Source organism: Streptomyces scabiei 87.22, from assembly GCF_000091305.1.
In the GTDB taxonomy this organism is placed as follows: domain Bacteria; phylum Actinomycetota; class Actinomycetes; order Streptomycetales; family Streptomycetaceae; genus Streptomyces; species Streptomyces scabiei.
This window is the reverse complement of the sequence record NC_013929.1, coordinates 3663816-3689660: the sequence shown is the minus strand read 5'-3', so window position 1 is coordinate 3689660 and position 25845 is coordinate 3663816. Positions and strand designations below refer to the sequence as shown.

Below are 25845 nucleotides of genomic sequence, written 5' to 3'. Positions count from 1 at the left end.
GCGCACCGCGCCGCTCAACCCCCCGGCCCAACCCTCAGGACTTTCGTGCCCGACACCGAAGAGATCGACGGCGACGTCTACGTCTCCCCCCGCTACCTCGCCGCCAGCACCTCCACCGGAGACCCGGCTCTGGAACCGCTGCTCGCGCTCGGCTTCGACCTGCGTCACGACGACCTCGGCAACGCATACGTCACCGCGCCCGACCACCGCGTCCGACTCGGCTATCTGCCCGAGGGAGACGACGACGGGCTGTGGCGCATCAACGCCTACAAGGACTCGTTCGGCCCGCCGGAGTGGGGCGTCTGTTTCAACGACCGCGTCCCCACCGAGTTCGTCCGCGCCTTCACCACCGCACTCGCCGAGGCGTACGAGCGTGGCCGGGACGCCTACCTCGCCCGGCCGGTCGCCGGGGGCGACGAGCACGATCCCTTTCTGGCTGTCGTGCCCGTGCTGAAACAGGGCTGGGAGATCGACCGCCCGCGCTGGGGCGTCTTCGCGGTCCAGTCCCCCGACGGGCTCGCCGGCCTGGAGTTCACCACCGGCGACCTCGATCCGGAAACCGAGCTGACCACACGCGACACCCGGTGGCAGCTGTGGGCGGGCAAGTCCATCGACCGGCCCGCCTGGTACGCCACGGCCAGCACCGACACGCCCGTCGCCCTGCTCACCGCCGTCACCGAGTGCGTCGCCGATCCGGCTCCCCTGCCCCGGTGGCGGGAGGAGACCTTCAGCTACATCGAGGGCATGGCCCAGCTCACCCCGATCCTTCCGCCCGGCCCGCTGGCCCCCACCCCGCTCGACGTGCGGCGGGCCGCCGCATCCCGCCGCCCGGCCGTGCTCCCCGCGGCCAGCGTCCCGCGCTGGAGCACCACCAGCCGACCGGCCCTGCCCGGTCCACGCCGATAGGACCAGCCCGACCCGACCGGAGACCCCTCTTGTCCCTGCAGGCCCCCGAGTTCTTCGCCGAACTGTGCCTCCCCTTCCACAACAGCACGGTCGTGGACAACACCTACTTCGCCGCTCCCATCCCCGGCGCACCGCTGCGGCTGCGGATCGACTTCACGCGCACCATCCACGCGGACACCTACGGCGGCCTACGCCTGGCGGTCGTCCACCCGGACCGCGGCGAGATCGACGCCGTCGCCCTCAGCTTCCTCGACCACGGCACCTTCCACCGCCGCGACGAAGCGACCAACACCCGCCCGAACACCAAGCAGCACGGCACCTTCGACACGTACCACCGCCCCGGCCGGCCCCCGTGGGAGGGAGCCGTCACCACCGGACTGCGCGACGCCATCGAGCAGTACACCGCCGTCTGGTTCCCCGGCGCCTGGACCGCGTCCGCGCCGAGCCGCGCCGCAGCCCGGACCGAGCCCACGTCTCCCGCCGTGCCGGTCACCCGCAGCGGCACCCGCGCCCGCTGAGCCGCGCCCCCACCGCCAGCCCGGTGTCCCACACCCTTCCAGCAGGAGCCCTGCCCGTGAAGAGCCACCCCTTTGAAAACCTCGACCCCGCCCAGACCGTGCAGGTCCTTCCCGCCACCTCGCCGGGCCGGGCGCCGTCGACCCGCGTACCGCATGGGCCTTCCCCTACGAGGGCTGGCCGTTCGCCCAGACCGACGACGGCACGGCCGCCGCGTTCAGCCCGTGCCTGCGACTGCAGACCACCTACGACCCCCAGCCCGACCAGCGCGGCCAGGGCACGTGGACCGTCAGCGCGCACCGGGCCCCGTTCACCCCGCCGGCCTGGCGGATCACCTTCGATGCCACCACCCCCGTCGAGCTGCTGCACGACGTCCACACCGAACTCCTCGACCTCTACCTCGAAGACCGGCACAGCGACCACGACCGGCTGTTCCAGGACGAGACGGCACCGCACGAGGCGTACGTGCCGCTGCTCACCCGCGGGTGGAGCCACGACGTCAAGACCGACGGCACACAAACGTTCCTCACCCCGGAAGGACTCGGCGGCCTACGCCACCGCTACGCCATCAGAAGCTCCAGCGAGCCGGCCTGGCGGGCCTGGGGCGGGCACCCCAGCGAGCCGCACTGGACGGCACGGTTCTCGTTCGGCACGCCCACCACGCTCGTCGCAGCCTTCACCGCATCGCTGATCTCCACCGAGCCACTGCACCGCACCGTCCAGGACGTCCCCGTCCACACCCGCAGCGCCCTCTACATCGCCACCACGACACCCAAGCAGCCTCACGGTGACACACCTGTCGCCCCGCCACCCCCCGCCCCAGTCGCTGGCCGAACCCGCTGACCTCCCCCCTTCTGATCCAAGGAGCCCTCCTCCCCGTGCACGCACGCTTCGTCCGATCCGCCGCCGTCGCGATCGCGGTGACCGGCACCCTCACCTGGGCGCCGACCGCGAGCGCCCAGCCCTCCGAACCGAGCCCCTCGGCCTCCGCCGAGACACCGGCCCCGGACGCGGGCAGCGTCGAGATCACCACCAAGGACACGGCCGGGGACGCGCTCCCCGACGCCACGTTCCTCCTGCTCGACTCCGCCGGCCAAGAAGCCGGACACGACAAGACCGATGCACAGGGGAAGCTGACCTGCTCCGACCTCGCGCCGGGCGTCTACCGCCTCAAAGAAATCTCCAGCGGCAGCCCCCTGCACGACACCGCGGCCGACCAGGACGTCATCGTCACCCCCGGCGCCATCGCCCGGGTGACGGTCGTCGACCCATTCAAGCCCGCCCACGTCACCCTCAAGGCCAGGGACAACAAGACCGGCAAGCTGCTGCCCGGTTCCACGGTGAACATCGGCAGCGGCGACACGACCCTGCTCACCCTGACCACCGGCCCCAAGGGCACCACCACCGGCGACCTCCCCGTGCCCAGCCGCAGGGCCGAATTCTGGGTCAGACAGGTCACGGCTCCTGCGGGCTACGACCTCCACACACAGGCGAAGACCTTCACCGCCGGGCCCGGGTCTCCGGTCACTGTCACGGTCACCAATGCCAAGACCGCCCCCAAGCCCCAGCCCACCGCGACCACGCCGCCCTCGGGGAAGCCGACCGACACGCCGTCGGAGAGCACCTCCGGCGGGTCGAAGCCGAAGCCGAAGGAGATAGCCACCGGCACTCGGGCCGCCGAATCCTCGCTCACCCCTGCCAGGGACGGGGCGGAGTCGGCGTCGCCGTCCGCCCCGGCAGGCTCCCTCGCCCGCACGGGAGCCGACGCCACCCCATGGCTGATCGGTGGCGCCGGCGTCCTGCTCGTCGGCGGCATCGCCGCAGTCGTCGCCACACGCCGCCGCACGACCCCCGAGCCCCAGCAGGACGAGAACACCGACACCAACTGACCGACCCTTCCCCCTGCACCCAGGCCCCCGAGACGCGCACTCTCGGGGGCCTCGCGCGTATCCGGTCCACGGCTCCTGCTCACGACAAGGACTGGCGCACGCCGCCTTCGCAGCGTGGGGCATGTGCAGGGCATTTGGAGGCCCGCAGGGCGGGGGTGGCGCTGTCGCGCTCAGCCCGCCCAGCCCAGGTCGTACACGTCGATCCCGTCCCCGTACGCGGTGAACGCCACCCACGACCGGGCTGCGAACCGCACGTCCCATCCGCCGACCACGGGCCAGGTCTCCCTCCGGACCAGGATCGCGGCGATCATCTCCAACACCTCACGCCGCCCTTCCTCTGGAAGCTCGGCCAGCGCATCCTCCACCCGGACCGCCAGATCCACCCTGTACATCATCGGCTGCCCCGTCCTCATGATCGGCTGGAGCAACACGGTAGAGACAGCCGCCGGTCCCCGCTCGCACCTGTGGATAACTCCTGACCGGGCCGGCTCAAGTCGCGCCTCCGGCAGCCGGACCGTAGACCGGACGTATGGTGCTGCGACCGCCGGTGGAACCGATGCTGGCCCGCGCCCACGCCCGCGACCAGCTGCCCACGCCAGGAACTCTGCCCGGTGACCCGGTCATTCAGCCGAAGTTCGACGGCTACCGGGCGCTGGTCTTCACCCCGTTCCCGGGGCCCGGACCCGTGCTGATCCAGTCCCGCCGAGGCAGCGTCATCCAGTTTCGCTTCCCTGACCTGGCCCGTGCCGCCGCCCAACTGCCGGACGGACTGGTTCTTGATGGCGAGCTGGTCGTCTGGGACGGCGACCAGCTGTCGTTCGAGGCGCTGCAGCGCCGGGCGGCCTCCAGCGGACGGACAGCCCAGCGGCTGGCCGAGGAGCTCCCTGCACACTTCATCGCCTTCGACGTGCTCCAGATCGACGGCACCGAGCTGCTCCGCGAACCGTACGCCGCCCGGCGCGCGGCTCTGGAGGAGCTCTTCACCAGACACCGGCTGACCGCGCCGTGGACGCTCTGCCCCCAGACCAGCGAGGTGAAGACCGCCCAGGAGTGGCTGACATCATGGACCGAGGTGTCCGGTCTGGAAGGGATCGTGATCAAGGGCGGCGCGCAACGCTACCTGCCGGGGGTGCGCGGCTGGTTCAAGATCCGCCGCAGGGACACGACCGAGGCTATCGTCGGCGGCATCACCGGATCCCCGGACCGTCCCCGGACCGCATTCCTCGGCCGCTACGACCAAGGCGGGACGCTACGGCTCGTCGCCCGCACCACCCCGTTGCATCCCGAAGTCGCCCGCGGCCTCAGCGAGCGGCTGACCGCGGCCGGGCCCGCTCACCCCTGGGCGGGCGCGCGCTTCACGACGTCGTGGGGATCGCGGACCCCGCTCGACGTGATACTCGTCGAGCCGGACACGGTCACCGAGATCGACGTGGACACCGCCCGGGACCGAGGAGCGTGGAGACATCCAGTAGGGGTTCTCCGGATCCGCTACGACATGAGGCCCGGCGACGTAGCAGCATTCGACGAGGACACGACCCAGACTGACGACTGACCGACACCGGCGGCTGGACACGTTTCCTTCGGACCCCTCTCCGTAGACGCCCACGTCCAGGGTGACGGCGCTCCGATCCGTCATGGAAGCGATGCGCTGACATATCTCATCCATGCGCCCAAGAGCACGCCCACCCCTCGTACAGGCCGGATAGTCGTCAGGCCGGTCACGCCACGTCAACGCCCAGTTCGGTGTCCGGCCGACAGAGCTGGCACGGTTCGATACTTGGATCAGTCAGTGCAGCGCGTGCCTCGTCCGCTCTGATCCGATGCGGAGTGCCCTCGGCCATGGTGCAGTCGTCCAAGTGGATCACGGCGGGCGCGGGCCCCGTCGGGGTGCGTTTCTGCTGTACGACGAAGTCCACTTCCCTCGCCGACGGCGGGGCTAGGGCGGGGAGGTGGCCCCCGCCCTTCGGCCGGCGTGCTGGCCGCTGCGCACGACGGCCCTCGGAGTCCGCGAGCGCGGCCAGCACAGCGTCCCGCTGGAGCCGCAGATAGACGGCCACAGTTTGGTGTTCCGCGATCTGGCGGTCGATGTGGGCAAGGATCGCCCGGAGCCGGAGCGGATCAGGTGGCAGCTGGGACATGAAGTGCACCATCCCTGTACGGGGGCGATTCGCACAGTCAGTTTCCTGTGCCCTTCCCCGCGTACATCGCCGACCGTGCGGCGGTCGTCTGGCGGCCCTGCCAGTACGGGTGGAACAGCCCCGTCGTCGAGAGCCGGATGAGCTTGCGTCGCAGCGACGTGCACGGCCGGGCGGCGAGCTGGCGGTAGGCGCTCTGCCGCGCTTCAAGGCAATGGGCGAGGTCGGCTGGCATGGATCGCATGCCCAAATTCAATCATGTGTTCGAATTCTGATGCCAGTGCGAACGCTGCTGACCCGACTGTCCGAAGGGGTTGTCCTCCTGTGCCATCGGACCTTGAGAGCCTGCGATCGAACTTTGGCGGACGCGAGGGCGCGTCATCGAAGATAGATCGCGCTGGTCAGCGCCAAGGGAAACGGATCCGGCGCCGGGCCAGGCGCCCTTGGAGGTATGGAAGCGATGGGGGGCCAGGTACGGGCGGGCGAACCTGGCCGTACCGCCCCTGGCGGCCTGCCTGGCGGGCATCATGTGGTCATGAGTTGGGGGAGCACGCCACAGGACGCCACGGCCGGCAGGAGAGTGATCGCAGACAGGTATGAACTGCGCGAGAAGCTGGGCGCAGGCGGCATGGGTGCAGTCTGGGCCGCGCGCGATGTCCGGTTCGGGCGAGTAGTTGCTGTGAAGGAAGCCCACGTCCGGTACCGCACGGGACCGGATCGTGTTGTCCGGGAAGCCACGGCAGCGATGCGGGTCAAACATCCGTCTGTCGTCACCGTGCATGATGTCGTGGAGGAAGGCGGGAACCTCTGGATCGTCATGGAGCACATCCAAGGCGAGTCGCTGAAGGCCCGGCTTGCGCGCGAAGGCTCTATCCGGGAGGTAGAGGCTGCCCGCATCGGGCTCGCCGTTGTTGAAGGGCTGAGGGCCGCTCACGCGAAGGGCGTGCTCCACCGTGACATCAAGCCTGCCAACGTCTTGATCGAGTTTGACGGCCGAGTCGTTCTGACCGACTTCGGAATTGCCGATATCGCAGATGACGTAACTCTGACTGAAACCGGAGACATTGTAGGTTCACGTGGATACATTGCGCCGGAGCGATGGCGTGGCGAACGGGCTGAAGCGGCTTCAGACCTGTGGGCCGTAGGTGTACTGCTCTTCGAAATGGTAGAAGGTTGGTCGCCCTATAAGCGAGAAACGATGGTGGAGTCCATCGCTGCCCTCATTGAAGGGGTGCCCGACCTGCAGAAAGCCGCACGACTCGGCCCGATAATCACCAGCCTCCTCGACGATCAGCCGACCCGCCGCCCAGCGGTAGAGGAAATCGTGGCGGCTCTCCGGAAGGTCATCGGCGACAAAGACGCTCGGCCTGGAAACGGGAGTGCCAACGAACAGCGGCAGGTTGGGGCGGACCGTGGGCTACGCATCCCAAAGCCGGGGCTAACTGCCTGGATTGGAATTTCACTTGCCGTAGGGCTGGTGGTTTCCACGCTCGTCTACGGCATGGTGACCGATCGAGATGCGTATCCGAGACACCCGAAAACGTCTGGGTCTCCGAAGACGTCTGTTCCCTCTCCGACGGCGACAAATAGATTAATTCACGTCCGCGAGAAGGCATTTACGCTGGACATCCCGTCGGGCTACGCGGCCAAGCCTAAAAACACGAACGGGCAGTATGTTTACGTGAAGGGGAAGTTGAAGATCATCGTCACAGGCGGTCGGGATGGGGCGTCCCAATTTAGCAACGATCCGGTCACCTACCAGAAGGACGAAGAATTCGAACTCCAACCTTGGCGTGATTCGACGTGGGGATCAGTTACGGATTTGCGACAGATTGAAAACAAAAACTACCCGATCGCGACAGGCGCCTTCACTTGGACGACCGCAGACGGCGAAGAGGTCTACGCCCGCAACAACGCGATACTTGCACACGACCGATACCACGTAATCCTCGTTATGGGACCAGAGCAGCAGCGTGAGCAGATCGATCACTTGCACGACCAGGTGGTGAAGACGTATAAGCCGAGAGGGTGAACCCCAGCCCTGCGGCGTGACGCTGCCCTGGCCCATCGCTCTACGTACCCGCCTTGGGCTCACCAGGGGCCGTGGACCGGCAACCGCCTCTGTTCCGGGGGCGGGCGCGTAGGCAAAGCCGGAAGTGGCGCCGAGCCTGGGGCCCTGGGAGGCGCGAAAGCGCGGGCACCCCGCCAGCGCGCTCGTGATCAGAGTTCTTCGGATCAGACTTCGACGGCACACGCTCAAGGTTCGCTGTCACAGGACAGGGGTTTTCCGTGCTCACCGTCCTACTGTGGGAGGGCAACGATCTCTCCTGGGAGCTTGAGCTTGCGGCTCAGTGGCGATGACTCGGTTGGCCTTGGCCTTGGCTTTCGTGTGCAGGGGGAGGTGGCGGGTGCTGATGGCCACGTGTCTCGTAGCGGTGGACGAAGTGGTTTTGGAGTCGGGCGTGGCGGAACTGGTAAACCGCTCCGGCCTGGCGCAGTATCCCTCGCCGATGGGCGTCGTCAATGAATGCGATCAGTGCCCAGGGTAGCCGTCCGGTCACTGGCAACCAGACTCGTGAAAGGATCAACCATCGCCCCCAGGCATCCATGCTGAGCCTGACTACGACCCCCCACACGAATCCGCCCGCGAACGCGTTGGCGAGCCCGCCCAGGTATCCGAACGCCAGTCCGAACGCCAGCCATCCCGCGAAGGACTGGAAGCCCGCGGTTTTGCGGTTGGCCGTCAACAGCTCGGAGGGGCTGACTGCGATTTTGATGTCGGTGGGGGTTTGGAGCGCGAACGCGATCCCGAACACGAGCCCGGCGATGAGGCCGGCCGGGAACCAGGTCCATAGGAGGGCCCACATCACGTCCACGGGCCCGAGCACGCGCCAGTCTATGAGCTGGCTCGCCAGCACGCCCGCGAGTCCGCTCGCGAGCCCGATGACGAGCCAGGCCCCCCATCCGAAGAACACCCCGTCCGCGAGCTGCTCCAGGGCTTGCCTTGCCCGGCCGCGGATGTGCAGCTGGATGCGTGAGGGCTCGCCTCCGTCGGACCTGAGCCCGAATCGGAGCCCCAAGGCGAGTCCGGCCACCAGCCCTCCTGCGAGTCCGCTCACGAGCCCATAGACGAGCCAGGCACGCCCGCCGCCCCTGAACGGAAACGCGAGTCCGACCGCCCCGTCCCAGCCCAGGTGCGTGCGTGCGAGGACGAATCCGATCAGGAGCCCGTTCGCCAGTGCGTTCGCCAGCGCGGCGGCGAGCCCGAACACGAGCCCGCCCACGAGCATCCGTGTCGTGCGGCTGATGGTGTTGCCCAGTTGCCACCAGGCGAGGTCTTTGGTGCCAAGCCGGTTCAGGTGCCAGGCGAGGTAGCCGAGCCAGTGTTGGACGAGGTCGGGGTCCCAGCTCCGGTAGCCGCGGTGGCTGGAGCGCTGGTCGAGGGGCGGGTGCTGGTAGACGGCGGAGGCGAACCCGCGCAGGAGATGATCTTCCAGGTCCTGAGCGGTGGCGAACTGATGGGTGTCGAGTAACTCGGCGGGGTCGCGGCCCGGGGTATCGCTGTAGATGGTGCGGGCAAGGACGACCATCAACGGGGTGGACAGCACTGCGGTGAGGTTGGCCTCGGCCAGGCCGCTCGGATGCTTGCACAAGCGGGCCAGGACCGGGTCCCACATGGTGGTGGTGCCGCTGCCGGTGGCGGTTTTGCGGGTGGTGCGAGGCAGATAGTCGGCCAGGTCGGTCCGTGTGAGGTCGTCCAGTTCGATGCCGGCCGCGGCAGTGAGGACGTCGGCGGCTGCGACGGCGGTGGCGTACTCGTCGGGGCGGCTGGTCAGCAGCAGCGGCATCCTAGTGGCGTTCAGCGCTTCCAATGCAGCACAGCGCAGTCTGTCGGCAATCTCATCAAACCCGTCCAGCACGGGCAGGATGCGGCCGGCCTCGACCAAGGCGGCGGCCAGACTCGATCCGGTCGGGCCGGGCGCGGCGAGACCGGGGTGGTCGCGCAGGAGCTGGTCGGTCAGCCAGTCCCGCAGTGAGGTGGTGGTTGGGTTCCACGACCCGAGGCTGAAGATCACCGGTACGAGATCGGTGTTGGTGCCGGTGTCGAGGAGGTCGAGGACGAACCGCAGGGTCAGCACCGTTTTGCCGGAGCCGACCCGGCCCAGGACCACCAGCCGTCCCGACGGTATCTGCTGGTAGACGTCGACGACCTGATCCAGGTGGCCGGTCAGGGCCAACGGACCGAAGGTCACCCCGGCTGGGCCACGGCGGATATTGGCCCAGTGATCTGTCAGGGCCTCGGGTGCCAGGTGCCACCGTATCGGCAGCGGGAACGGGTCATGTACCCGCTGCCGTTCCTCCTCGCGCCGCCACTGCGCTCCGACTGCCTGAGCAAGCTGGTCGGCCGCTTCCGCCAAGCGCTGGTTTCCCGCCAACGCACGGGCGGCCGGAGCTTCCTGCCGGGCCGGCTGGGACGCTGACGCCCCGTAGTTGATGGTGACGTCACCCATCACGCGGCCGACGAAGGTGCCTGAGCCGTGGTTGTGCTGGTCGCCGGCTTCCCGGCTTTGTCCGTCAGTCACCGGGAACTGTCGTGGTTGATGGTGAGCCCCCCGATCACATCGCCGGCGATGAACGTTCCCGATCCCTCATTGCGCTGTACCTGCAGGGCGGGGGCAGCGGACGGGGAAGCTGCCAGAGAACGAAGTTCTGCCAGGACCTCGGGGCGGCGTTCCGCGTGGGCGGCGAGGAGTGATGCCAAGGCGATGCGGCGGTCGTCGTCGGCAACGCCCCGCGACAGCGCGCCCAGTGCCGCGTCGCGCTCGCCCTGAGTGCCTTGCCGAAAAAGGCGGTCAACCGTCGCACGGGCGCGGTCCCATCCCAAGCGAACGGCGTCGGCGAGAATCGTTGCTGCGGCACCCGTGGCGATGGCGAGCAGTTCGGCATCAGACATGACCGCATGATGCCAGGCCACCAACTCCCCTGGCAGAGCTTCACGTTGGCTAGAGAAAGCTGTAAACCAATGGGGTAATGCCAGCCTGCCGCCTCGCGGAACCGGACCGGCGCTACTCACGCCTGGGCGCTTAACGGATCCTCATCTTGCTCTGGACCTCAGCCTTTACGACGTTCATGCCCTGGTTCGCGCACTCACTCCGTGTGCCCGTCTTCGATCCCGGGATTCGCCATCCTCCAACGAGACACCAGCAGACTGCTCCACGTCGGAGTGCCGCGAACCGTGGACGTGGCCAGCCACACCTTCACGACTTCACTCGAACGAGTGACGGTTGCAACCTGCGAGTCTCAAATCCGTGTCGCATCCGACTCCGATCCGATATCGGTCGTGAGATTCCGACCCAGAAAATGAGTTCCCACAGATGTGTAGGATCTCGCGGCTGGTTGCACAGGCCCTCGCGCTGACCAGTTGCTTCTCCGGCAGTCTCGCGCGGTGGCCGGGCGCTCTTGTCTCAAGACGGGTGGCATTTCCTCTTGGTCCGACGCCCCAGCCCGATCCGGCGACCGATCAGGCTCGGTTACACACAGCACCGCCGGTCCGAGTCATGCCCAGACTTTGTGTTCGTCAGTGAAGTATGGCCACGGCTGCCAGCCTGCAACGCCCATTTGAAGGAGGCGTTCTACTCCTCGTGCCCACGTGTCAAGGTGGGTGAGTTCCAGCAGTAGCCGCTCGATTTCCGCACGGGCCATCACGACGCGGTGGCCATGTCCGTAGATCGCCACGACGGGCTGGAGGGGCGCCATGTCGGCGCCTTCGGCCAGGACCCACTCGGCATTCAGGCCAGCTTTATGCAGCTCCTCGATGAAGTTGTCGGAAGACATCGTCACGGTGAACACCAGAACGTCGGCGATCAGCCCGGCGCACTCCGCCGGCTGTAGGGGATAGATGCCCCACGGCGGGGCCATCGTGTTGCGGGCGGCGTTGTCACCGCTGCCGAAGCAGATTTGCTGTCCGGTCAGTCGGGTGCGGCGCAGCAATGCCGCGTACGCGGAGTGGAACTGTCGCGTGGCTTCCTGTGGGCCCCAACGGTTGCCGGCCGCCGGGATGTCGAGTGCGAGCAGTGCGCGTTGCCCAGGCACGCGCATCGTCTTGAGTCCCTCTCGGTGGGCGTAGTCGAAGGCGTCGCGGAGAGCCGACAGGTGGCTGGCGTACGGTATGCCGGTTTCGATGAGACGGGCTTTGTCGGGTCCGGGCAGCGGCCCGTTCACGTCTAGTGCCTCGGCCGCCATGCGGGTCCGTGCGAGCTGGGCGCCCTCACGCCGTTTCGGGTTTGTTTTGAGCTCATGCAGGTAGATGGTCTGCAGGTTGTTCTCGTCGGGGGTGTCGAAGACAGTCGCGTCGCCGATACGTAGGCAGTTCGTCAAGTCATGCAACATCGCGAAGCGTCGGTACTCGGTCCACTGCTGCTGCATGAACTGGACCTCGTGGACGGTGCCTTCCTTAGCGAGGGTCATCGGGCCGGGCGCTTCGTTCCGCCGCAGGGTGAGGATGTAGCGGCGGTCGTAGCCGAATGCTCTCCATGCCATGGCATCCCCCACGGAACGCAGTTGCCGGCCTATGCGCTCAAGGACATCCGACTCCAGCCGCCAGTCGTCCACGTCGTGGTGGTTGCCCGCTACCAGCTCGGGCGCGTCTGCGGGGAGTTTCTCTCCCCTCTTGAGCCGCTTGATCACCCGATTTCGCGCGGCACGCGCATGACTCGCTTCGAGAGTGGCCGTCAGCAGGTCGTGCTGAAAGGCTACGAAGTCCTCGGGACCGTGACACTCCCGCAGATCGCGGATGAACCTGATCAGCCCCTCGGCGTTCTCCCGGTGGAAGGGATGCTTGATCAGCGCATCCAGCCGGTCAGGCGGCATATCGGTCAACTTCGCAGGCACCGGGCCATTGTCGGGGCTACGCCCCCAAACCCACCAGCGGTTTTGGCTGACTCGCCCACCCGAACCGAGGTGCTTGCCCGTGGGCCGTCTTCGAGTCGGTCACCGGGTGAGCCCGGACCGCTACGAAGCTGGCCAATCGGACAGGTCCAGGTGCGGGCCCGGGTGGAGGCCACTCTCTGCCAAGTGCAGCCGCCGGATGAGCACTTCTACTGCCCTCCTGAGCGATTCCTTGTCTTCCGCAGACAGCGTCAGTGAGGCCGTGGAGACCTTCCGCTCGTCGCTTCTTGCACCCAACTGACTGACCTTGTTGAAGTAGCCCGAGGACACGTTGAGCCGCTCGGCTGCAGTCTGATCCCCGTCGGCCGCCCACCTCTTCAGGTGGGTCGAGAGCCAGTACGCGGCGTCTGCAATCGGTCGGGTCCCGCTCCGCAGAGGACGCAGGCACATCGTCCGCGCCGCCTTGGTCACGTCTGTGTCCCGCCAGGACCAGTCCGGCTGCGGAGGGGCGTCGCGCTGAATGACGACGGTCGCGTCGAACGCTGTGGCCGAAGCAGTTGCGAAGTCCGCGCTGGCAACTGTTCCCTTCGCGCCAGTTGTAACCGGCTCCACGTCAGCGCCGAGGTAGTAGAGCATCACGACGAGGCGCTGATCAACTTCAAGCTCGGCCGACCAAGTATCCAGTAGCGGCATGACGGCCGAGCGTGCCTCGTCCTCGATCATCGGCGCAGCTGGCGCGGCGGCGAGCCTCGTTTCGGTGAGCGTCAGCTTCCAACCTTCGACCTCGTACGAGGCGGGGAAGGCACCTTCGAGCCAGGTCACCGGGTGTTGATCGACCCACTCGACCGCAAAGTGCAGCATGCGAACCTGTCCGGTCTCCACGGCCTCAGTATCTCGCTGCCGCGGTGGCTCTTCCACAGCCTGGCCATCCGCTCTCGCCTGGCACAGACGGCATGTCCCAGCAGCGAGACGGGACAGGGGCTTACCAGCCAATCTCAGATCCGTGGCCGATCGGCCACCGCTTGGCCATCGGTCGTGAGATTCGGTCACGGAAATTGAGATCCCACAATGTCAGCGGACAGCAGTTGTCCGTTGACAGCGAATCCAGTCTGACGCGAGGCGGCTGAGCTGCGCGGACTAACTTTGCTGTCAACGCGACCGTACAGCGCACGTTGCGCTCCGAGCGCTTCCCACGTGCGGCAACTGAAGTCAGCCAGCGGCTCCCCATCGCCGAATCACCCCGTGCCGCATAAGCAGCCATCTCTCAACCGATCATGGAACGTGCCATGGCACGGCCCGCGGATCCGTCCGCGGGCCCTCGGCCTCTACTGGCCCGTTTCCTGGGGCAGCGCCCCGGCGGGGCCGCCGGGCAGCGTCCGCCGTGCGTGAGACGACAGATCGATCGTGTGTAGTCGCGGCGGCAGCTCCGCCCGGCTGCGCAGGACCTTGAGCCTTCGCAGGGAAGCCGCCACGATGACCTCGGCCACAACGGGGACGCCGGCGGGTACGCACACCACCACCGCCAGCAGGACGTCCCCCTCGAGCGGATGCCCCGGCTGCTCGCGCAGCGACCACTCTGGGTTGCTGCTGCCCAGGCCGTACGCGGTGAGATAGCGCTCCTCCCTTGGGCTGTCCGCCGCGTACTCCACGGACGGCTCCGCCACACCGAGTGGTAGCGATAGGGCAATCCGAAAACTGCGGTTCCCGCTCGTAGCGCTCGCCGTGTCGGGGGACAGCGCGAGCGCCACGGGTGCCCTTCCGATACCGGGCGAGTCGAGCCGGATGCCGATGTTTGCCTCCTTGAAGGGGGCGGAGTCGCCGTCCGGACCAGGCCGGAACGCACAGCCGAACGCCAGCAAGAAGTAGTCGTCATCGGGCGAGGACGCCGACAGCAGCACCGGGTTCACCCCCAGCTCGTGCAGCTGTTCCAAGCTCCGCCGGGTGACATACGGCTCAGTGACGGTCAGACGACGGCGGATGCGCTCCTCGGCGGTGTTCCCCTGGAGCGTGGCGGGGACGACCAGATCGACGTCGTAGGTGGTGAGCGGCGGAAGTTCGAGAGCCATCAGCCGTTCCTAGGCTCGGGGCGGGTCCAGCCGCCGTGATAAGTGAAGGTGCCCCAGTCGCGGTACTGGGGGAAGCGGTCGCGGGTGACTGACTGGGCGTGCCGGAACGCGTGCAGAGTGTCGTGGTGCTCGGTGAGATGCCGGTACAGCTCACCGAAGAAACAGGTGGCCGCGTCAGTTCGTACCGGCCACAGACAGCCGACCACAGCCCGTGCCCCGGCCAGCAGAAAGGCGGCTGGCAGCCCGCGCGGGTTGTCAGCGAGATCGAACCGCCCGAGCGCTGATTCGCAGGCGGCCAGGGTGACCAGGTCGACGCCGCGCATGTCGTAGGCGAGCACGTCATGTGCAAACAACCGCCCATCCGCTCCATCCTCAGGCGGGTTGAGATACAGGCACTGGAACCAGGAAGTGTCCTGGCTGTGCGCGCCGTGCGCCGCCACATGCACATAGCGGGCTCCCTCGGTACCGGCCAGGAAGGACGCCGGGGTCGCGTCCGGGCCGACCAGGGTGACGCCGCCGGACAGCGCGGCCACCGCCGCCGCGTGGTCGTCCAGCACAGGCTCGGGCCGCAGCCCCCAGGGCGTGCCGCCCAGGGCGGCACCCAGCGACACGAGCCCCGTACCGGTGCGTGGCTCGGGGTCCCGGGGGCCGGTGACACAGACCGGGCTCGGCACGGTGGTCACTGTCCAGTCGTCTGCGAGGGGCCGACCCGCCAGCCTCAGGAGCGGGAAGGGCAGGTAGTGGAAGGGCCCGTGGGCCCAGAAACAGAGGTGGCGCTTGCCCTCGCCGTGGAGGCGGGTCAGTACGTCGCCTAGGGTGCCGAAGAAGTCGCCGAAGTCCAACCTCTCCTCGCCGAGCCGGGTGACCTCCCGATGCAGGGGGTCGGCCCGGGCCACCCCGCGCACCTCGGCCACGTCCTGGGCGAAGGGATGCATGGTCTGGCGGTAGCCGTCCTGGCTGATCTGGATCAGCACGTTGGGCGTGTCGAGGAATGGCCGCACACGGACGTCCTGAACACCTTCCGCGGTGATCGTCATCAGATGCAGTGCGGCGGCGCGCTCCCCGTCCGGTCCGACCGCTTCCATATCGCGTGGTTGCCAGCCGATCCAGAGCGAGATCAGCACGGTGTCGGCGGGAAGAGCGGCCATGACGTCGCTCAACGCCGGGTACGCAGAGCCGTCCTCCACCGGACCCGGCAGGTACAGGCTGCGGGAGAGCTGACGGTCGAAGGAACGCCGGAGGTTGCCCTGAAGCTCCTGGTCACTGTGGCCCTGGGCGTATTCCTGGGGACCCGCGTAGCAGAGCATCTCCAGGTCTTCGCCGAAGTCGTCCAGACGCGGGGGCACGGCCCCGCCGAGCCTGCTCTCAAGTTCTTCGGCGCGCTGCCGGAGTTCCGCGAGTACCGGGGTGGAGTACCGGGGCCCGGGGACTTCCAGTGCGCGGGAGAAGTCGAGCCCCTTGGCGGTCGCATGCAGCATCAGCAGTGCGGACCATGACTGCTCTCCCGCTGTGTGGCTGCCGAGCCTCTGGGCTGCTGTGACGAGGGCGAAGGCAGCGGTCTCGAACAGTCCCGCACACAGGCGCGGGGCGACCGACGTCCGCAGCAGGACGCCCGCTCGCATGACCTCGTCCTCGCTGCCCGCCTCGGCGCATTCCACCATCAGTTCCAGTTCAAGCAGGGCCTGGACACCCAAGCCCACGACAGCATGGTGATGTGCGGCGACCGCATGCCGGAAGACCGCATCGGCCAGTTCTCCGTCCGTCTCGTGCTGGGTGGCCGCCGCGGCCGACACGCAGGCGAGCAGGTATCCGACGGCGGTCCCGGCTTCGGGCCCCCAGTCCGGCAGCACATCGGGCAGTCGCTCGATCGCGGCACAGGCGGCCCGGCCGTCTCCGGCGTCGTAGAGGTGCGCCGCCAGATGCAGAGTGGCGGCGGGGGCGGGGTCCGGCGCCGACGTTGTCTCGGCGAACGCGCGCATGATCTCCGCCTCGGTGTCCTCACCCGGGCAGGGCGTCGGGTCGCCGGGCAGCACATGGACGTGGCTCAGCCACAGCTGCCAGAGCTGATCAGGTTCTCTGGGCGTGGGCAGCTCGGTGTGGGCGGCGGTCACCAGTTGCCGCAGGAGGTCGCGTCGGCCGGTCTCCCGCAGCAGAGGCAGGGCTTGCTCCATCACGGCCCAGGTCTCCCGTTCGCCCAGCGCCCGCAGCAACTCGGGCAGCGGCATCGGCAGCAGCTCCTCCAGCGTGTCCGGCACGGGCTCGCCGTCGGAGTCCACGAGAATTCGCCGCAGCCGCAGCGCGTTCACCGGATCACGCGCCGGGTCGATCAGCCGTGCCGCAGTCCTGGCGTTCTCCAGGTAGAGGTCTGTCATCCAGCCTTCGCCCGCGGGATCGCCCACAAGGATGAGCGCCTCGTTCACGCCGTTCAGACAGCGGGCGCGCTCGTGCCCGCGGCTCAGGCCCAGTGCACCGTAGAGGTAGGGCAGCGCCTCCAGGGCATCGTCCACGGGGTGGGGCATGGCGTCGATGGAGTCCGGGTCCACATCCTCGGCATCCGTGCTGAACAGGCTGCCGCGCAATTGGCTGCGGATCTGCCGCCGCTGGATGGCGGTGGCATCGCCCGGCCCGGGCCCCAGGAGATGCGGATGGACCCGCAGGATGCCTGCCGCATACATAGTCTGGGCCAGTTCGTCCAGTTCGCCCGCTTGCCGAAGAGTTTCGATCTGCTCGTCGGCGACGGCACAGGCCAGCCGCAGCCGCTTGCCGCTCGGCCGGACGACGAGGTCGAGCCGTACAGCCTCCACCAGCAGGTCGGCGGCCAACCACCACGGGGACGACATGCCCCGCCCCCAACGCTCCTCGGACAGGGCCATGAGGAGCCGGGCCATGAGATAGCCCGTCGACGGGCTTCCGTCCTTGACGTACTGCAGGCCGGACGCCACCAGAAGGCGCGCCAGGTCCTGGTCCAGCGGCCAGTCGGCGGACCGTATGTGCCGCTCCGCGGCCTCCTCGCTGAGATGATGCAAGTGGACGTCCTGTACGAGATCGAACAGGGCGTCCCGCACCTCGTCCTCTTGGTCACGCACTGACATGAGTCCCCCCACTCCGTCATCGGTGCAGCTCACAGGATCGTGACACAGTCGAGGGCACCAAGACGCGGGATTCGCGCAGAAGCGCAGAAGACCAGACGGGGCAAACCGCACTGCGATGTCATACGACACCCCCAGCCTGCTCGCCCCTCACGACTAGATTCACTGTCAGAGAAGTCGAAACGGCTGGGTTCGCTGTCAAACGATTGGATATGTAGGGATCGAGGGCCAGCGCATAGAGAAGTGCTGTGACCTGCGGGTTCGGAGTTATCTCACAACTGAGCCACCGGGTTCTGTCTCACGGGCATGCAGCAGTCCCTGCCGCTTTCTCGCAGCCAACGACAGTGGCTGCGATGTCGTCGCCAGCCGTCAAAGGGTGCTCACGTCGGCGGAGACGACGACGGGCCCGTCGTCGTGCAGCTCGGCCAGGGGGTCACGTCTTGGCTGGCTACCTGGCGGGGTGTAGGACCAGCGGTGTGTCGGAGTGATCGTGGCGTGATTCACGAAGAATCGTTACCCGGCAGGTGGGTTGCTTTGTCCTTCTGCTGCTCGGCCCTGCCAATAGGTGAGCTGGTGCCGGGTAGCAAGGGTGTGAGTGTGATCCGGGCCGAGCACCCGCAGGCTGACTTCCAGCAGCTCAGCGAAGGAGGCAGCGGCCCCGGCCGCGTCGCCTGTCTCTCCGTGCCAATGGGCGATTCTGCGACGCGTACGGAGGGTGCGGGGGTGGTCGGTGCCTTGCACACGCTCCTGGTCGTGTAGCAGTTGCTCGAGGGCAGCAACGGCACCAGCTACATCCCCAAGTCGTCCCCGCCATTCGGCGAGATTCCCACGAGCCTCAAGGGTTTCAGGGTGGTCCGGACCAAGAACGCGTACTTGGTCATCGAGTAGACGCTCAACTGATTCAGCGGCACCGGCCACGTTTCCTCCCTCTGCCTGCCACCAGGCTAGGCCAGCGCGGATGCCGAGTGTCTCGGGGTGGTCAGGGCCCAGCGTTTGGATTAGGTGGGCAAGGCGCTGCTCAGCTGCAGTCGCAGCGCTGGCTACGTCTCCATCCCACCCTCGCCACGCCGCCAAATGATGCGAAGTGGCGAGGGTGTCTGGGTGGTCCACACCGAGGATCCGTTCCCTGTCAGCGAGCAACTGCTCAAGGGCAGCAATCCCGCCCGACACATCCCCTGACTCCCACCTCCATTGGGCAAGACTGTTTCGGATAGCAAAGCTGTAGAGGTGGTCAGGGCCCTGTATCCGCTCCTGGTCGTGTAGCAGTTGCTCGAGGGCAGCAACGGCACCAGCTACATCCCCAAGTCGTCCCCGCCATTCGGCGAGATTCCCACGAGCCTCAAGGGTTTCAGGGTGGTCCGGGCCAAGAATCCGCATCATGTCGGCCAGTAGCTGCTCGGTAGTGGTAGCAGCACCAGCCTCGTCTCCAGTATGTGCCTGCCATACTGCGAGCTGGGACCGGGTGGCAAGGGTGTCAGGGTGGTCTGGGCCGTGACAGTTGCGGACAGCATCGGTCAATCGATCGAAGTGGTCGCGGGCGGCGGCTACCTGGCCGAATTGCCCCAGGCTGGCGCCAGCAACGAAGAGCACATCGTGCAGCTCAGGCTGGAGGAGAGCGGCCTGAGCACGACGCTGGAGCACGTCAGTATTGGCCCGCAGGGCTTGCGCGAGGGCCGTGTCGCGTTCGTCGTCCGGCCAGGCTGCGAGCAGGGCGGCGGCGGCGATGCGGGCGGTTTGGTCGCGCTGGTCAGGGGGGAGGGTGTCGCGGGTGGCGCGCTGGATGAGCTGGTGGACGCGGACGGCCTGATGTGGGTTGTCGGGGGTGTGGTGGATGAGGCTGAGCCTGTGCAGGGCGCGCAGGGCACGCACCCCGTCCCGCGGGGAGACCGGGTCCGGTTCCTCGGTGAAGCCGTTGCCGGTACGGGTGCGGTACTGGGCGAGGTGGGTAAGGGCCGGCTGGCTGGTTAGCACGCCCTGGGGGATGCCGTTGGGATCGAGTAGCGCTGCCAGTTGGAGCATGGGGCGTGCCATGCCAGCGGGGCGGAGTTGGTCGGCGCGGTCGATGGAGAGGTGCCAGGCGGCGGCGAGGGCGACGGTTTGATCGTCGGGGAGCCGGTCAGGGGCGGTGTCGGCGAGTGCGGTGGCCCGGTCGGCCAGTAGATCACGATAGGCAGCAGCGCCTAGGCCGGAGTCGATGAGATAGGCGGCGGCCTGGGAGAGGGCCAAGGGTAGGTGTCCGAGGTCGGAGGCCAGGGCGGTGAGCTGGTCGACGGACTCGACTCGGCCGTGGCCGGCTAGGGATGTGGTGAGGTAGGCGACGGCTTCGACCTCGGTGAACAGGGCGACGTCAACCAGCGTGCGACCTTCCCCAGTGAGGGCAGCGTCGCGGCGGCGGGTGGTGACCAGGGTGCGGCCGTACGGGCTGGTGGGCGGCCACAGGCCGTGCAAGTCGTCGGGGTCTGCGACGTCGTCCAGGACGACAAGCCACCGGCATGGTTTGGCTGCGCCCTTGGGCTCAAGCCATGCCAGGAACTGCTTTGCGGCCTTCTCCGGGTCGCCGGGGTCGGCCTGGCACAGTTCGACCGCTGCCTGCGCGTATCCGGTCACCACGGGCGAGCGGGCGCTCGCGGAAATCCAGACCAGGATGTCCAGGCCGCCGTCCTTCCAGGCGGCGCGGGCGTAGTCGGCGGCGAGTTGGGTCTTGCCCACCCCGCCCATGCCAGTCAGCACCTGACTCAACAATGCGGTGCCCCCACCGTCGACCGCGGCGCGCAGTCGGTCTACCTCGGCGCGGTGCTGGAAGAACTGTGCTCGGGAGGGGATGACACCGACCTGGTGCGGCCAGAGGGCTGGCTCCTGCGGCACACGCTGTTGCACCATGGTCAGCTTCTCGACGCTCACCTGGTGGATGTAGCCAGTGTTGACGAGCGCCCCCTCGGAGCCGTTGGCGTCCCCGGTCCCGGACACCCGTACCGCACCGGGGGCCCCGTCGTTTCCCGGCACTGGTCCGTGGTAGCCGGTCACCGTCGTGGCTCCGGAGGCGGCCGTAGCGTTGCCGGTGTCGGACACCTCAACTGCTGCGTTGACGCCGTCCTTCGGGCATTGTTGATTTTTGTCTGCTCTGCCCACGCGACCGTTCCCTTCTCGCCTCCGTTCTGCGTGGCGACCGGTCAGCTGTAATCGATACCGGTGATGGCCTTGCCGTCACCTTCGGCGGTGGCGTTGCCGGTCCTCTCCGCCCTCGCCGACCCGCTTCCTTGGCCCTGTGGGCGCTTGATACCCGCCACAGCGGTGCCCCCGCTGCTCGCGTGTGCCTGTCCGGTGCGGACGGCCGCATCGTCCGTACGGTTCTCCGGATGTTGGAACAGCGCCCAGAGAAAGGCTGCGATGCCGACAGCGGCCTGCACCGAAGCCCCGGTCAGTTGCCCCGCATCGGGGCTGTCCAGCAGCCAGATCAACGGCGTGGAGACAATGCCCGCCGCCGCCAGCACGAGGATCGTGATTTTCCACCCCTGTGGCATGCCTGTTCTCCCCTCGCGACACGCGCCTGCTGCCGAGCTGACGGTCCGCCACTCTGGCTTGTCCCGGACGTTTCCCTCTCAGACAGGAACGCATCCGCGCACGGCCATGGTTCCGTCTCGGTCCGGTCTTCCGGCTGTACGCGGGCCCGCCGTCGGCTGTGATGGGATTCCCTGTGCGAGCGGAGTCATGGCAGTGGAGGGGCCATTCCGTTGGCAACCTGGTGAGGCCCCTGGAACCGAACTCGTCAGGACACGATTAGCAACCAGCTTCACCCTCCATAAGGTGTGGATGCTCATTCCGGGTACGCACCCGACAGCGAAGTTAGTCGTGTGCAGCCCGCTGACGGGCCGGCTGGGTTGGATATCAACGAGTCTGCTCGTGCTGACGTTGTTCGGGATCGTGTGTATCGGATGTAGTGGCGGATGCTGTCGTATGTGACTAAGTAGTCGTGGTGGTCCATGAGTTCTGTCCAGATCTGCCTTCCGTTGAGCTTTCTGCTGATCATGCTCTCGATCAGGTCGGCGAGTTCGCCTGTGACGGGGTCGGTCAGCGGACCAGTCTCTGCGGTGGTCAGGCGTGGCGTCTCCAGGGCGAAGCGGACGTCCCAGCAGCGGAGGTTGTAGCGCTTTGCGAGCGTGCGGATTTGTATGCCTTTGAGGGCGTCTTGGGCGATGCGGTGGGCCAGGCCCTGGCGCCGGGTGAAGGGATTCTTCCTGGGGAGGCGCCGGCGTGGTTTGTTCGTGCCGCCCAGGGCGTTGGCGTCAGCTAGGGCACGTTCGAGTGCTTCGGGCGAGTGACCTGCGGCCGTAGCGAGGTTTTCGAGGAGCGGCTTGCCGAACCACTGCGGTGGGCCGCAGAGATAGCAGTGCAGGAAGCTGGGCTTGAGATGGTTGGCGCGAGCCAGGCGCCGGATGTAGGAGTTGGCGGATTCTCCGAGGCAAGGGCGGAGTCGGATCGGCAGTGGCGCAAACCGGGGCGGTAGCTCGCTGTTCATCGGGGAGTAATGGTCTTCGTGGCCGGTGACGCCGTGGTGTGGGCGGTGTGGTCGAGCGGAATGGTCTGGAGGCCCTTCTTGGTGATCTTCTCGGTGCCGGTGAGGATGGCGTCGACCGCGGCTCCGCGGATGGCGTGGGAGAGGGATCCGATCATGCCGCCGGTGTGGTCGTGCAGGAAGCGGTCGAGGCCCGTGAGTGTGCCAGGGCGGTGGTCGTGCAGCCGCAGGGTGTCCTCCATGGTGGCGACCAGGCCCTTCCATTCGCTGTTGTAGGGGAACGGGCGGGAGGGGATCAGGGTGAAGCGGCCAGAGATCTGGGCGCCCCGCGTCCCGGACAGCAGGCCGGATTCAGCGATGTCGATGCCGGCATAGACGAAGGTGGCGGGCAGGCGCTCGGAGAAGTACTTGAGGGTGTCGGCGACTTCGGCGCCGTGGCGGCTGGTGAGTGAGATGTTGTGGAGTTCGTCGACCAGCACCAGACCGACGCGGGTATCGGTGCAGACACCGACCACGGCCTCAATGATGTCGGTGATGTTCGAGCGGGCCCGCACCGGCAGGCCCAGGAAGCGGGCGAACTCGGTCGCGATCATGCGGGCGGTCGCGGCAGGTGGGATGGTGACGTAGACGACCGGGATGCGGTCCGTGAGGTGTGGGTGCCGGGCCCGGTCAAGGAGTTCGTGGGAGCGCCCCAGCTGGGTGATGGCGATGGTCTTGCCGGTTCCCGCGGGGCCGGAAACGATCAGCCCGCGGCGGGCGCTGATCGCGTGCCGGTTGAGCAGGACCAGCCGACGGCCGCAGATCGCCGTCTGCTCGACGAACGAGGTGGCGACCGTGAGCATGCGGGCGTGATGGTCAAGGCGGTCTTCGTCGTAGAGGCCCCGCTCTGTCACCGGCATCCGCTGCCAAGCGCTCCGGGACGACAGGGCCGGGGGTGCGGGTGGCCCGTCGATGAACCTCCGCCATCCGGCCAGGGTGTTCAGCTGTCGGCCGGCCTCGGCGTCGGCCTCCCGCAATACGGTGCGCCGGGCCGCCGACTTGGAGATGGTCACGGGCGCCTCCAGGGGTCGGCCAGCGGGTCGAACAGGCCCAGCGGGATGACCTCGGCCAACGAGGTGTCCGTGTCCTCATCCGTCGGTTCGCTGTCGGCCGGCGGATCGGGGATCTCCCGGGCCGGGGTGGGGGTGGTCGCCCGGGTGCGGGCGGCGATCCGGCGATCCCGCCGGGACCGTTTGACCGGAGGGTCCTTCTCGTCCAGGGGGCCGTCGTGGGCGCGTTTGAGCAGGGCGGCTGCTGCATCCGCGATCTGTGCCTCGCTCCCATTCTTCGGGACCTGTTGACGGGCGTGGTCCCAGGCCATTTCGCCGAACGGGACGCCGACGCGGTGCAGGTGTCGCCAGAACACGGTGATCCACCGGTCCCTCTCGCCGCGGCGGTCGCGTACCCAGATCCGGGAGACGTCGTAGGGGTCGTGGTGGATCTCCCACAAGCCCTTCTTCTCCGCGACCCCGGAGCGCTGACGGCGTAGCGGGTTCAACTCTGGGCTGTCGTAGGTGCGGCGGTTGATCCGGATGCCGTAGGCGTTGATTGCGTGCCACCGTTCCGGCAGTAACTCGACGTAGTCCTCACCGCTCAACGGGGCCGGAACGTAGCCGCACGACTCCAGCAGCATCGCGTATTTCTCGTTCGGCGAGAAGGCCCGCTTCGGTGCGTCCGGATCTCGCAGTGCGTCATGCGGCCGGGTCTGCCAGACGGCGACGATCCATTCGTCCAGCAGTTCCTGCAGCTCGGGCAGAGACCACAACGGTCCTTCCTCCAAGTGCCGGCCGCGACGGTCCACCGACCGGCCGGTGTAACCCGCGACAAACTGCGCGAACAGCGTCGCCACCGAACCTAGGGTCTTCTCGATCACGCCCTTCTCGAAGGGAGACGCCTTGTGCGTCGGCTGCAGCGTGACGCCCAAGAAGCGACAGGACGCACGGAAGTTGTGCGAGATGAAGACCTTGCCGTGGTCGCAGACGATCGTCTCCGGAACGATCACCGGCCTCGCCGCCGCGTGCTCCAGCCGCTCGTCCAGGGCCAGTAGCCGCCGGTGCGGCAGCACCGACCGGGACATCCGCAGTGCCTCCGGCCAGCCCGGCCGCATGCTCTCCGGCGTGATGCTGCGGGCCACGAGGGCGGAGGCGTCGGCCGCCTTCGTCGTCGGCCGCAGCACCGCCGCAGTGATCGACCTGGACGCGATATCGACCAGCGCGGTCAGCTCGACCTTCTCCGCAATGCCGTCGTCCAGCCGCACCAGGACATCCAACGGACTGGAGTCGATCTGCATCAACTCGCCCGGCGCAATGGCCGGGACTTCCCCGAAAGGGCCGGCCGGACGTGCATGCAGCGAGCGGCGCGTGGTCGCCGAGCCGGTCGCGTGTGTGCCGGCGGCGAGCTTGTCGAAGAGCCGGTAGAGCGTGCGCTCCGTAGGCATCTCGATGCTGTCAGCATCCTCGCGGGACGCCAGGATCTGCTTCGTCCGCCAGATGGTGAATCTGATCGTCCTTGAGGAGGCATCGGCCGTCTCGGCGATCGCCTGCCGCATTGCTTCAACCACCGCCGGGGCGATCCGGCCAAAGGGGGGCAGTTGCTTGGCCGACCGGCGGTCGGCCAGCCCGACAAGCCCGTCGCGGTGATAACGCTGGCGCCGCTGCTTGATGCCACTGGCCGTCACCCGATGGCCCGCTGCCGTCAGCTCGGCCGCCTTGGCCCGCTCGCGTTCGGCCAGCGAATGCCGCTTAGGGTCGAACTCCGGTCGTGGCAATGCCCCTTGAGGAGCATCCGGCGGCAAACCGTGCAATACCTCCAGAATATGGCCCTCCCACCAACGGGCCTGGTCAGCAGCCTTCTTGGGAAACTCTGCGATCCGGGCAGTCGGCGGAACCCGTCGCCCCTCCTTCCTCATCCGGCATCCCCACCGGCCAGGCGCACGACCGTGCGCGGCCCCAACAGTTCGGCAGCCATCCCCTCGGCGGACAACTCCTGCCTCCACAACAGGTGGAACAACACGGGCAGCGTCGCCAGGCGGTCGCCAGCCGCATCAGCCCCGGGCACCAGCGGTCCCGGTTGCGAGAAGACCTCCATCAGCCGGGCAGCGACCGGACCTTGCCGGCAGCGGGGGTGCCGGTAGCGCGACAGCCACCGCACGTTCGCCAGCAGCACCGCCTCCGGCACCCCCACCCGTTCGAAGCCCCACCCGGCTTCGGCGCAGGCTCGGCGCGTCACTTCGAACGCTTCGGCATCGCGCGGCGCGATCCAATCGTCGGCGCGGACGTCGACGACCACGGCCGAGCCATCCGCGCGGCGCACGAAGAAGTCCGGGGCATGCCGACGCTCACGCGAACCGTCGTGCCAGTGCAGCCAGAACGGCTGGGAGGCGATCTGCGCCACGGCGGGATCGAAGTCCATGAGCACGAGACGGTCCCGCTCCAGCCACGACTCGAAGCCGACGTGCTGCCCGGTCGTCGCCGACCAGTACCAGCCCGGAAAATGGCGCGAACCTCTCGACCACCGAAACGGCCGTACCGGAACCACGTCCTCGAACCTGACCGTCGCACAGTCCAGCAGGGGACGCCGCCGACGCCTGCCTGCGGCATCCACGCACGACACCTCGACGTACGGCACGGCCTCGTCCGCCCCAGCCCGTACGGCCATACAACACCCCCAGCGTGATCACCCCGCACGACTAGGTTCGCTGTCGAAGAAGCCGAAACGGCTGGATTCGCTGTCAAACGACTCGATTGGATGACAAGGGACAGCAGTTCGCCGGGGGCAGACAGGAAAGATCACGGAAAGACTGGC

The 25845-nt window shown here is 67.7% G+C and carries 21 protein-coding genes and 1 pseudogene; 7 read left to right on the top strand and 15 right to left on the bottom strand.

All coding sequences use genetic code 11. The annotated features are described in order from the left end of the window. Window positions 1-45 precede the first annotated feature (45 nt). The 5 genes and pseudogenes from SCAB_RS15430 (at window position 46) to SCAB_RS15415 (ending at window position 3311) form a co-directional block, all read left to right on the top strand. Entirely contained in the window at window positions 46-906 is an 861-nt protein-coding gene (locus SCAB_RS15430; RefSeq protein ID WP_013001013.1) for a DUF317 domain-containing protein, read from the top strand. Between the two features lie 29 nt (window positions 907-935). Further along, on the top strand, window positions 936-1424 hold the full coding sequence (locus SCAB_RS15425; protein ID WP_013001012.1) for a hypothetical protein: 489 nt from the start codon (window positions 936-938) through the stop codon (window positions 1422-1424). Between the two features lie 226 nt (window positions 1425-1650). Beyond that, window positions 1651-1758: pseudogene (locus SCAB_RS48465) on the top strand (DUF317 domain-containing protein); the annotation flags it as partial. Window positions 1759-1887: 129 nt separating this feature from the next. Continuing rightward, window positions 1888-2265 carry a DUF317 domain-containing protein gene (locus SCAB_RS48460; protein WP_231885021.1) on the top strand — a complete coding sequence of 126 codons (378 nt, stop codon included), beginning with the start codon at window positions 1888-1890 and terminating at the stop codon, window positions 2263-2265. A gap of 35 nt (window positions 2266-2300) precedes the next feature. Beyond that, complete coding sequence (locus SCAB_RS15415; protein ID WP_013001011.1) at window positions 2301-3311, top strand: MSCRAMM family protein; 1011 nt, start codon at window positions 2301-2303, stop codon at window positions 3309-3311. A gap of 170 nt (window positions 3312-3481) precedes the next feature. Here SCAB_RS15415 and SCAB_RS15410 read toward each other — a convergent pair whose 3' ends face one another. Then, on the bottom strand, window positions 3482-3703 hold the full coding sequence (locus SCAB_RS15410) for a hypothetical protein (protein WP_231885248.1): 222 nt from the start codon (window positions 3701-3703) through the stop codon (window positions 3482-3484). A gap of 137 nt (window positions 3704-3840) precedes the next feature. Between SCAB_RS15410 and SCAB_RS15405 the strand changes: the two genes are divergently transcribed. Further along, window positions 3841-4863, top strand: coding sequence for an ATP-dependent DNA ligase (locus SCAB_RS15405; protein WP_013001009.1), 1023 nt, complete (start codon window positions 3841-3843; stop codon window positions 4861-4863). A gap of 166 nt (window positions 4864-5029) precedes the next feature. Here the strand turns inward: SCAB_RS15405 and SCAB_RS48455 are convergent, their stop codons facing one another. Together SCAB_RS48455 and SCAB_RS15395 are read right to left on the bottom strand one after the other, a co-directional pair. Then, window positions 5030-5449: a DUF6233 domain-containing protein gene (locus tag SCAB_RS48455; protein ID WP_037729907.1), complete on the bottom strand. Its 420-nt coding sequence runs from the start codon at window positions 5447-5449 to the stop codon at window positions 5030-5032. Between the two features lie 37 nt (window positions 5450-5486). Then, complete coding sequence (locus tag SCAB_RS15395) at window positions 5487-5690, bottom strand: hypothetical protein (protein WP_037729833.1); 204 nt, start codon at window positions 5688-5690, stop codon at window positions 5487-5489. A 291-nt stretch (window positions 5691-5981) separates the two neighbouring features. On the opposite strand from SCAB_RS15395, the gene SCAB_RS44860 reads away from it, so the two are divergent. After that, on the top strand, window positions 5982-7478 hold the full coding sequence (locus tag SCAB_RS44860) for a serine/threonine-protein kinase (RefSeq protein WP_158512236.1): 1497 nt from the start codon (window positions 5982-5984) through the stop codon (window positions 7476-7478). 316 nt (window positions 7479-7794) lie between these two features. On the opposite strand, the gene SCAB_RS15390 is transcribed toward SCAB_RS44860, so the two are convergent. From SCAB_RS15390 to SCAB_RS15340, 12 genes are all read right to left on the bottom strand, one after another. Continuing rightward, window positions 7795-10029, bottom strand: a complete 2235-nt coding sequence (locus SCAB_RS15390; RefSeq protein ID WP_049875716.1) for an NACHT domain-containing protein — start codon at window positions 10027-10029, stop codon at window positions 7795-7797. Next, on the bottom strand, window positions 10026-10400 hold the full coding sequence (locus SCAB_RS15385) for a hypothetical protein (RefSeq protein WP_037729831.1): 375 nt from the start codon (window positions 10398-10400) through the stop codon (window positions 10026-10028). The genes SCAB_RS15390 and SCAB_RS15385 overlap by 4 nt, the downstream gene beginning before the upstream one ends. Before the next feature lie 602 nt (window positions 10401-11002). Further along, window positions 11003-12337, bottom strand: coding sequence for a hypothetical protein (locus SCAB_RS15380; protein ID WP_059043321.1), 1335 nt, complete (start codon window positions 12335-12337; stop codon window positions 11003-11005). A gap of 120 nt (window positions 12338-12457) precedes the next feature. Beyond that, on the bottom strand, window positions 12458-13216 hold the full coding sequence (locus SCAB_RS15375; RefSeq protein WP_013001002.1) for a hypothetical protein: 759 nt from the start codon (window positions 13214-13216) through the stop codon (window positions 12458-12460). 443 nt (window positions 13217-13659) lie between these two features. Next, the gene (locus SCAB_RS15370; RefSeq protein ID WP_013001001.1) at window positions 13660-14400 is read right to left on the bottom strand and encodes a hypothetical protein; all 741 of its coding nucleotides are present in this window, start codon (window positions 14398-14400) and stop codon (window positions 13660-13662) included. Continuing rightward, window positions 14400-17492 carry a CHAT domain-containing protein gene (locus SCAB_RS15365; RefSeq protein ID WP_013001000.1) on the bottom strand — a complete coding sequence of 1031 codons (3093 nt, stop codon included), beginning with the start codon at window positions 17490-17492 and terminating at the stop codon, window positions 14400-14402. Before SCAB_RS15365 ends, SCAB_RS15370 begins: the two co-directional genes overlap by 1 nt. 510 nt (window positions 17493-18002) lie before the next feature. Beyond that, window positions 18003-20618: a tetratricopeptide repeat protein gene (locus SCAB_RS49045; protein ID WP_013000998.1), complete on the bottom strand. Its 2616-nt coding sequence runs from the start codon at window positions 20616-20618 to the stop codon at window positions 18003-18005. A gap of 41 nt (window positions 20619-20659) precedes the next feature. Next, window positions 20660-21010, bottom strand: coding sequence for a hypothetical protein (locus tag SCAB_RS15355; RefSeq protein WP_013000997.1), 351 nt, complete (start codon window positions 21008-21010; stop codon window positions 20660-20662). Between the two features lie 293 nt (window positions 21011-21303). Beyond that, on the bottom strand, window positions 21304-22005 hold the full coding sequence (locus tag SCAB_RS46985; RefSeq protein ID WP_013000996.1) for a TniQ family protein: 702 nt from the start codon (window positions 22003-22005) through the stop codon (window positions 21304-21306). After that, entirely contained in the window at window positions 22002-23054 is a 1053-nt protein-coding gene (locus SCAB_RS15350) for a TniB family NTP-binding protein (RefSeq protein ID WP_013000995.1), read from the bottom strand. The genes SCAB_RS46985 and SCAB_RS15350 overlap by 4 nt, the downstream gene beginning before the upstream one ends. After that, on the bottom strand, window positions 23051-24949 hold the full coding sequence (locus tag SCAB_RS15345; protein WP_046773184.1) for a Mu transposase C-terminal domain-containing protein: 1899 nt from the start codon (window positions 24947-24949) through the stop codon (window positions 23051-23053). The genes SCAB_RS15350 and SCAB_RS15345 overlap by 4 nt, the downstream gene beginning before the upstream one ends. After that, on the bottom strand, window positions 24946-25698 hold the full coding sequence (locus tag SCAB_RS15340; protein WP_013000993.1) for a TnsA-like heteromeric transposase endonuclease subunit: 753 nt from the start codon (window positions 25696-25698) through the stop codon (window positions 24946-24948). The genes SCAB_RS15345 and SCAB_RS15340 overlap by 4 nt, the downstream gene beginning before the upstream one ends. Between the last annotated feature and the right edge of the window lie 147 nt (window positions 25699-25845).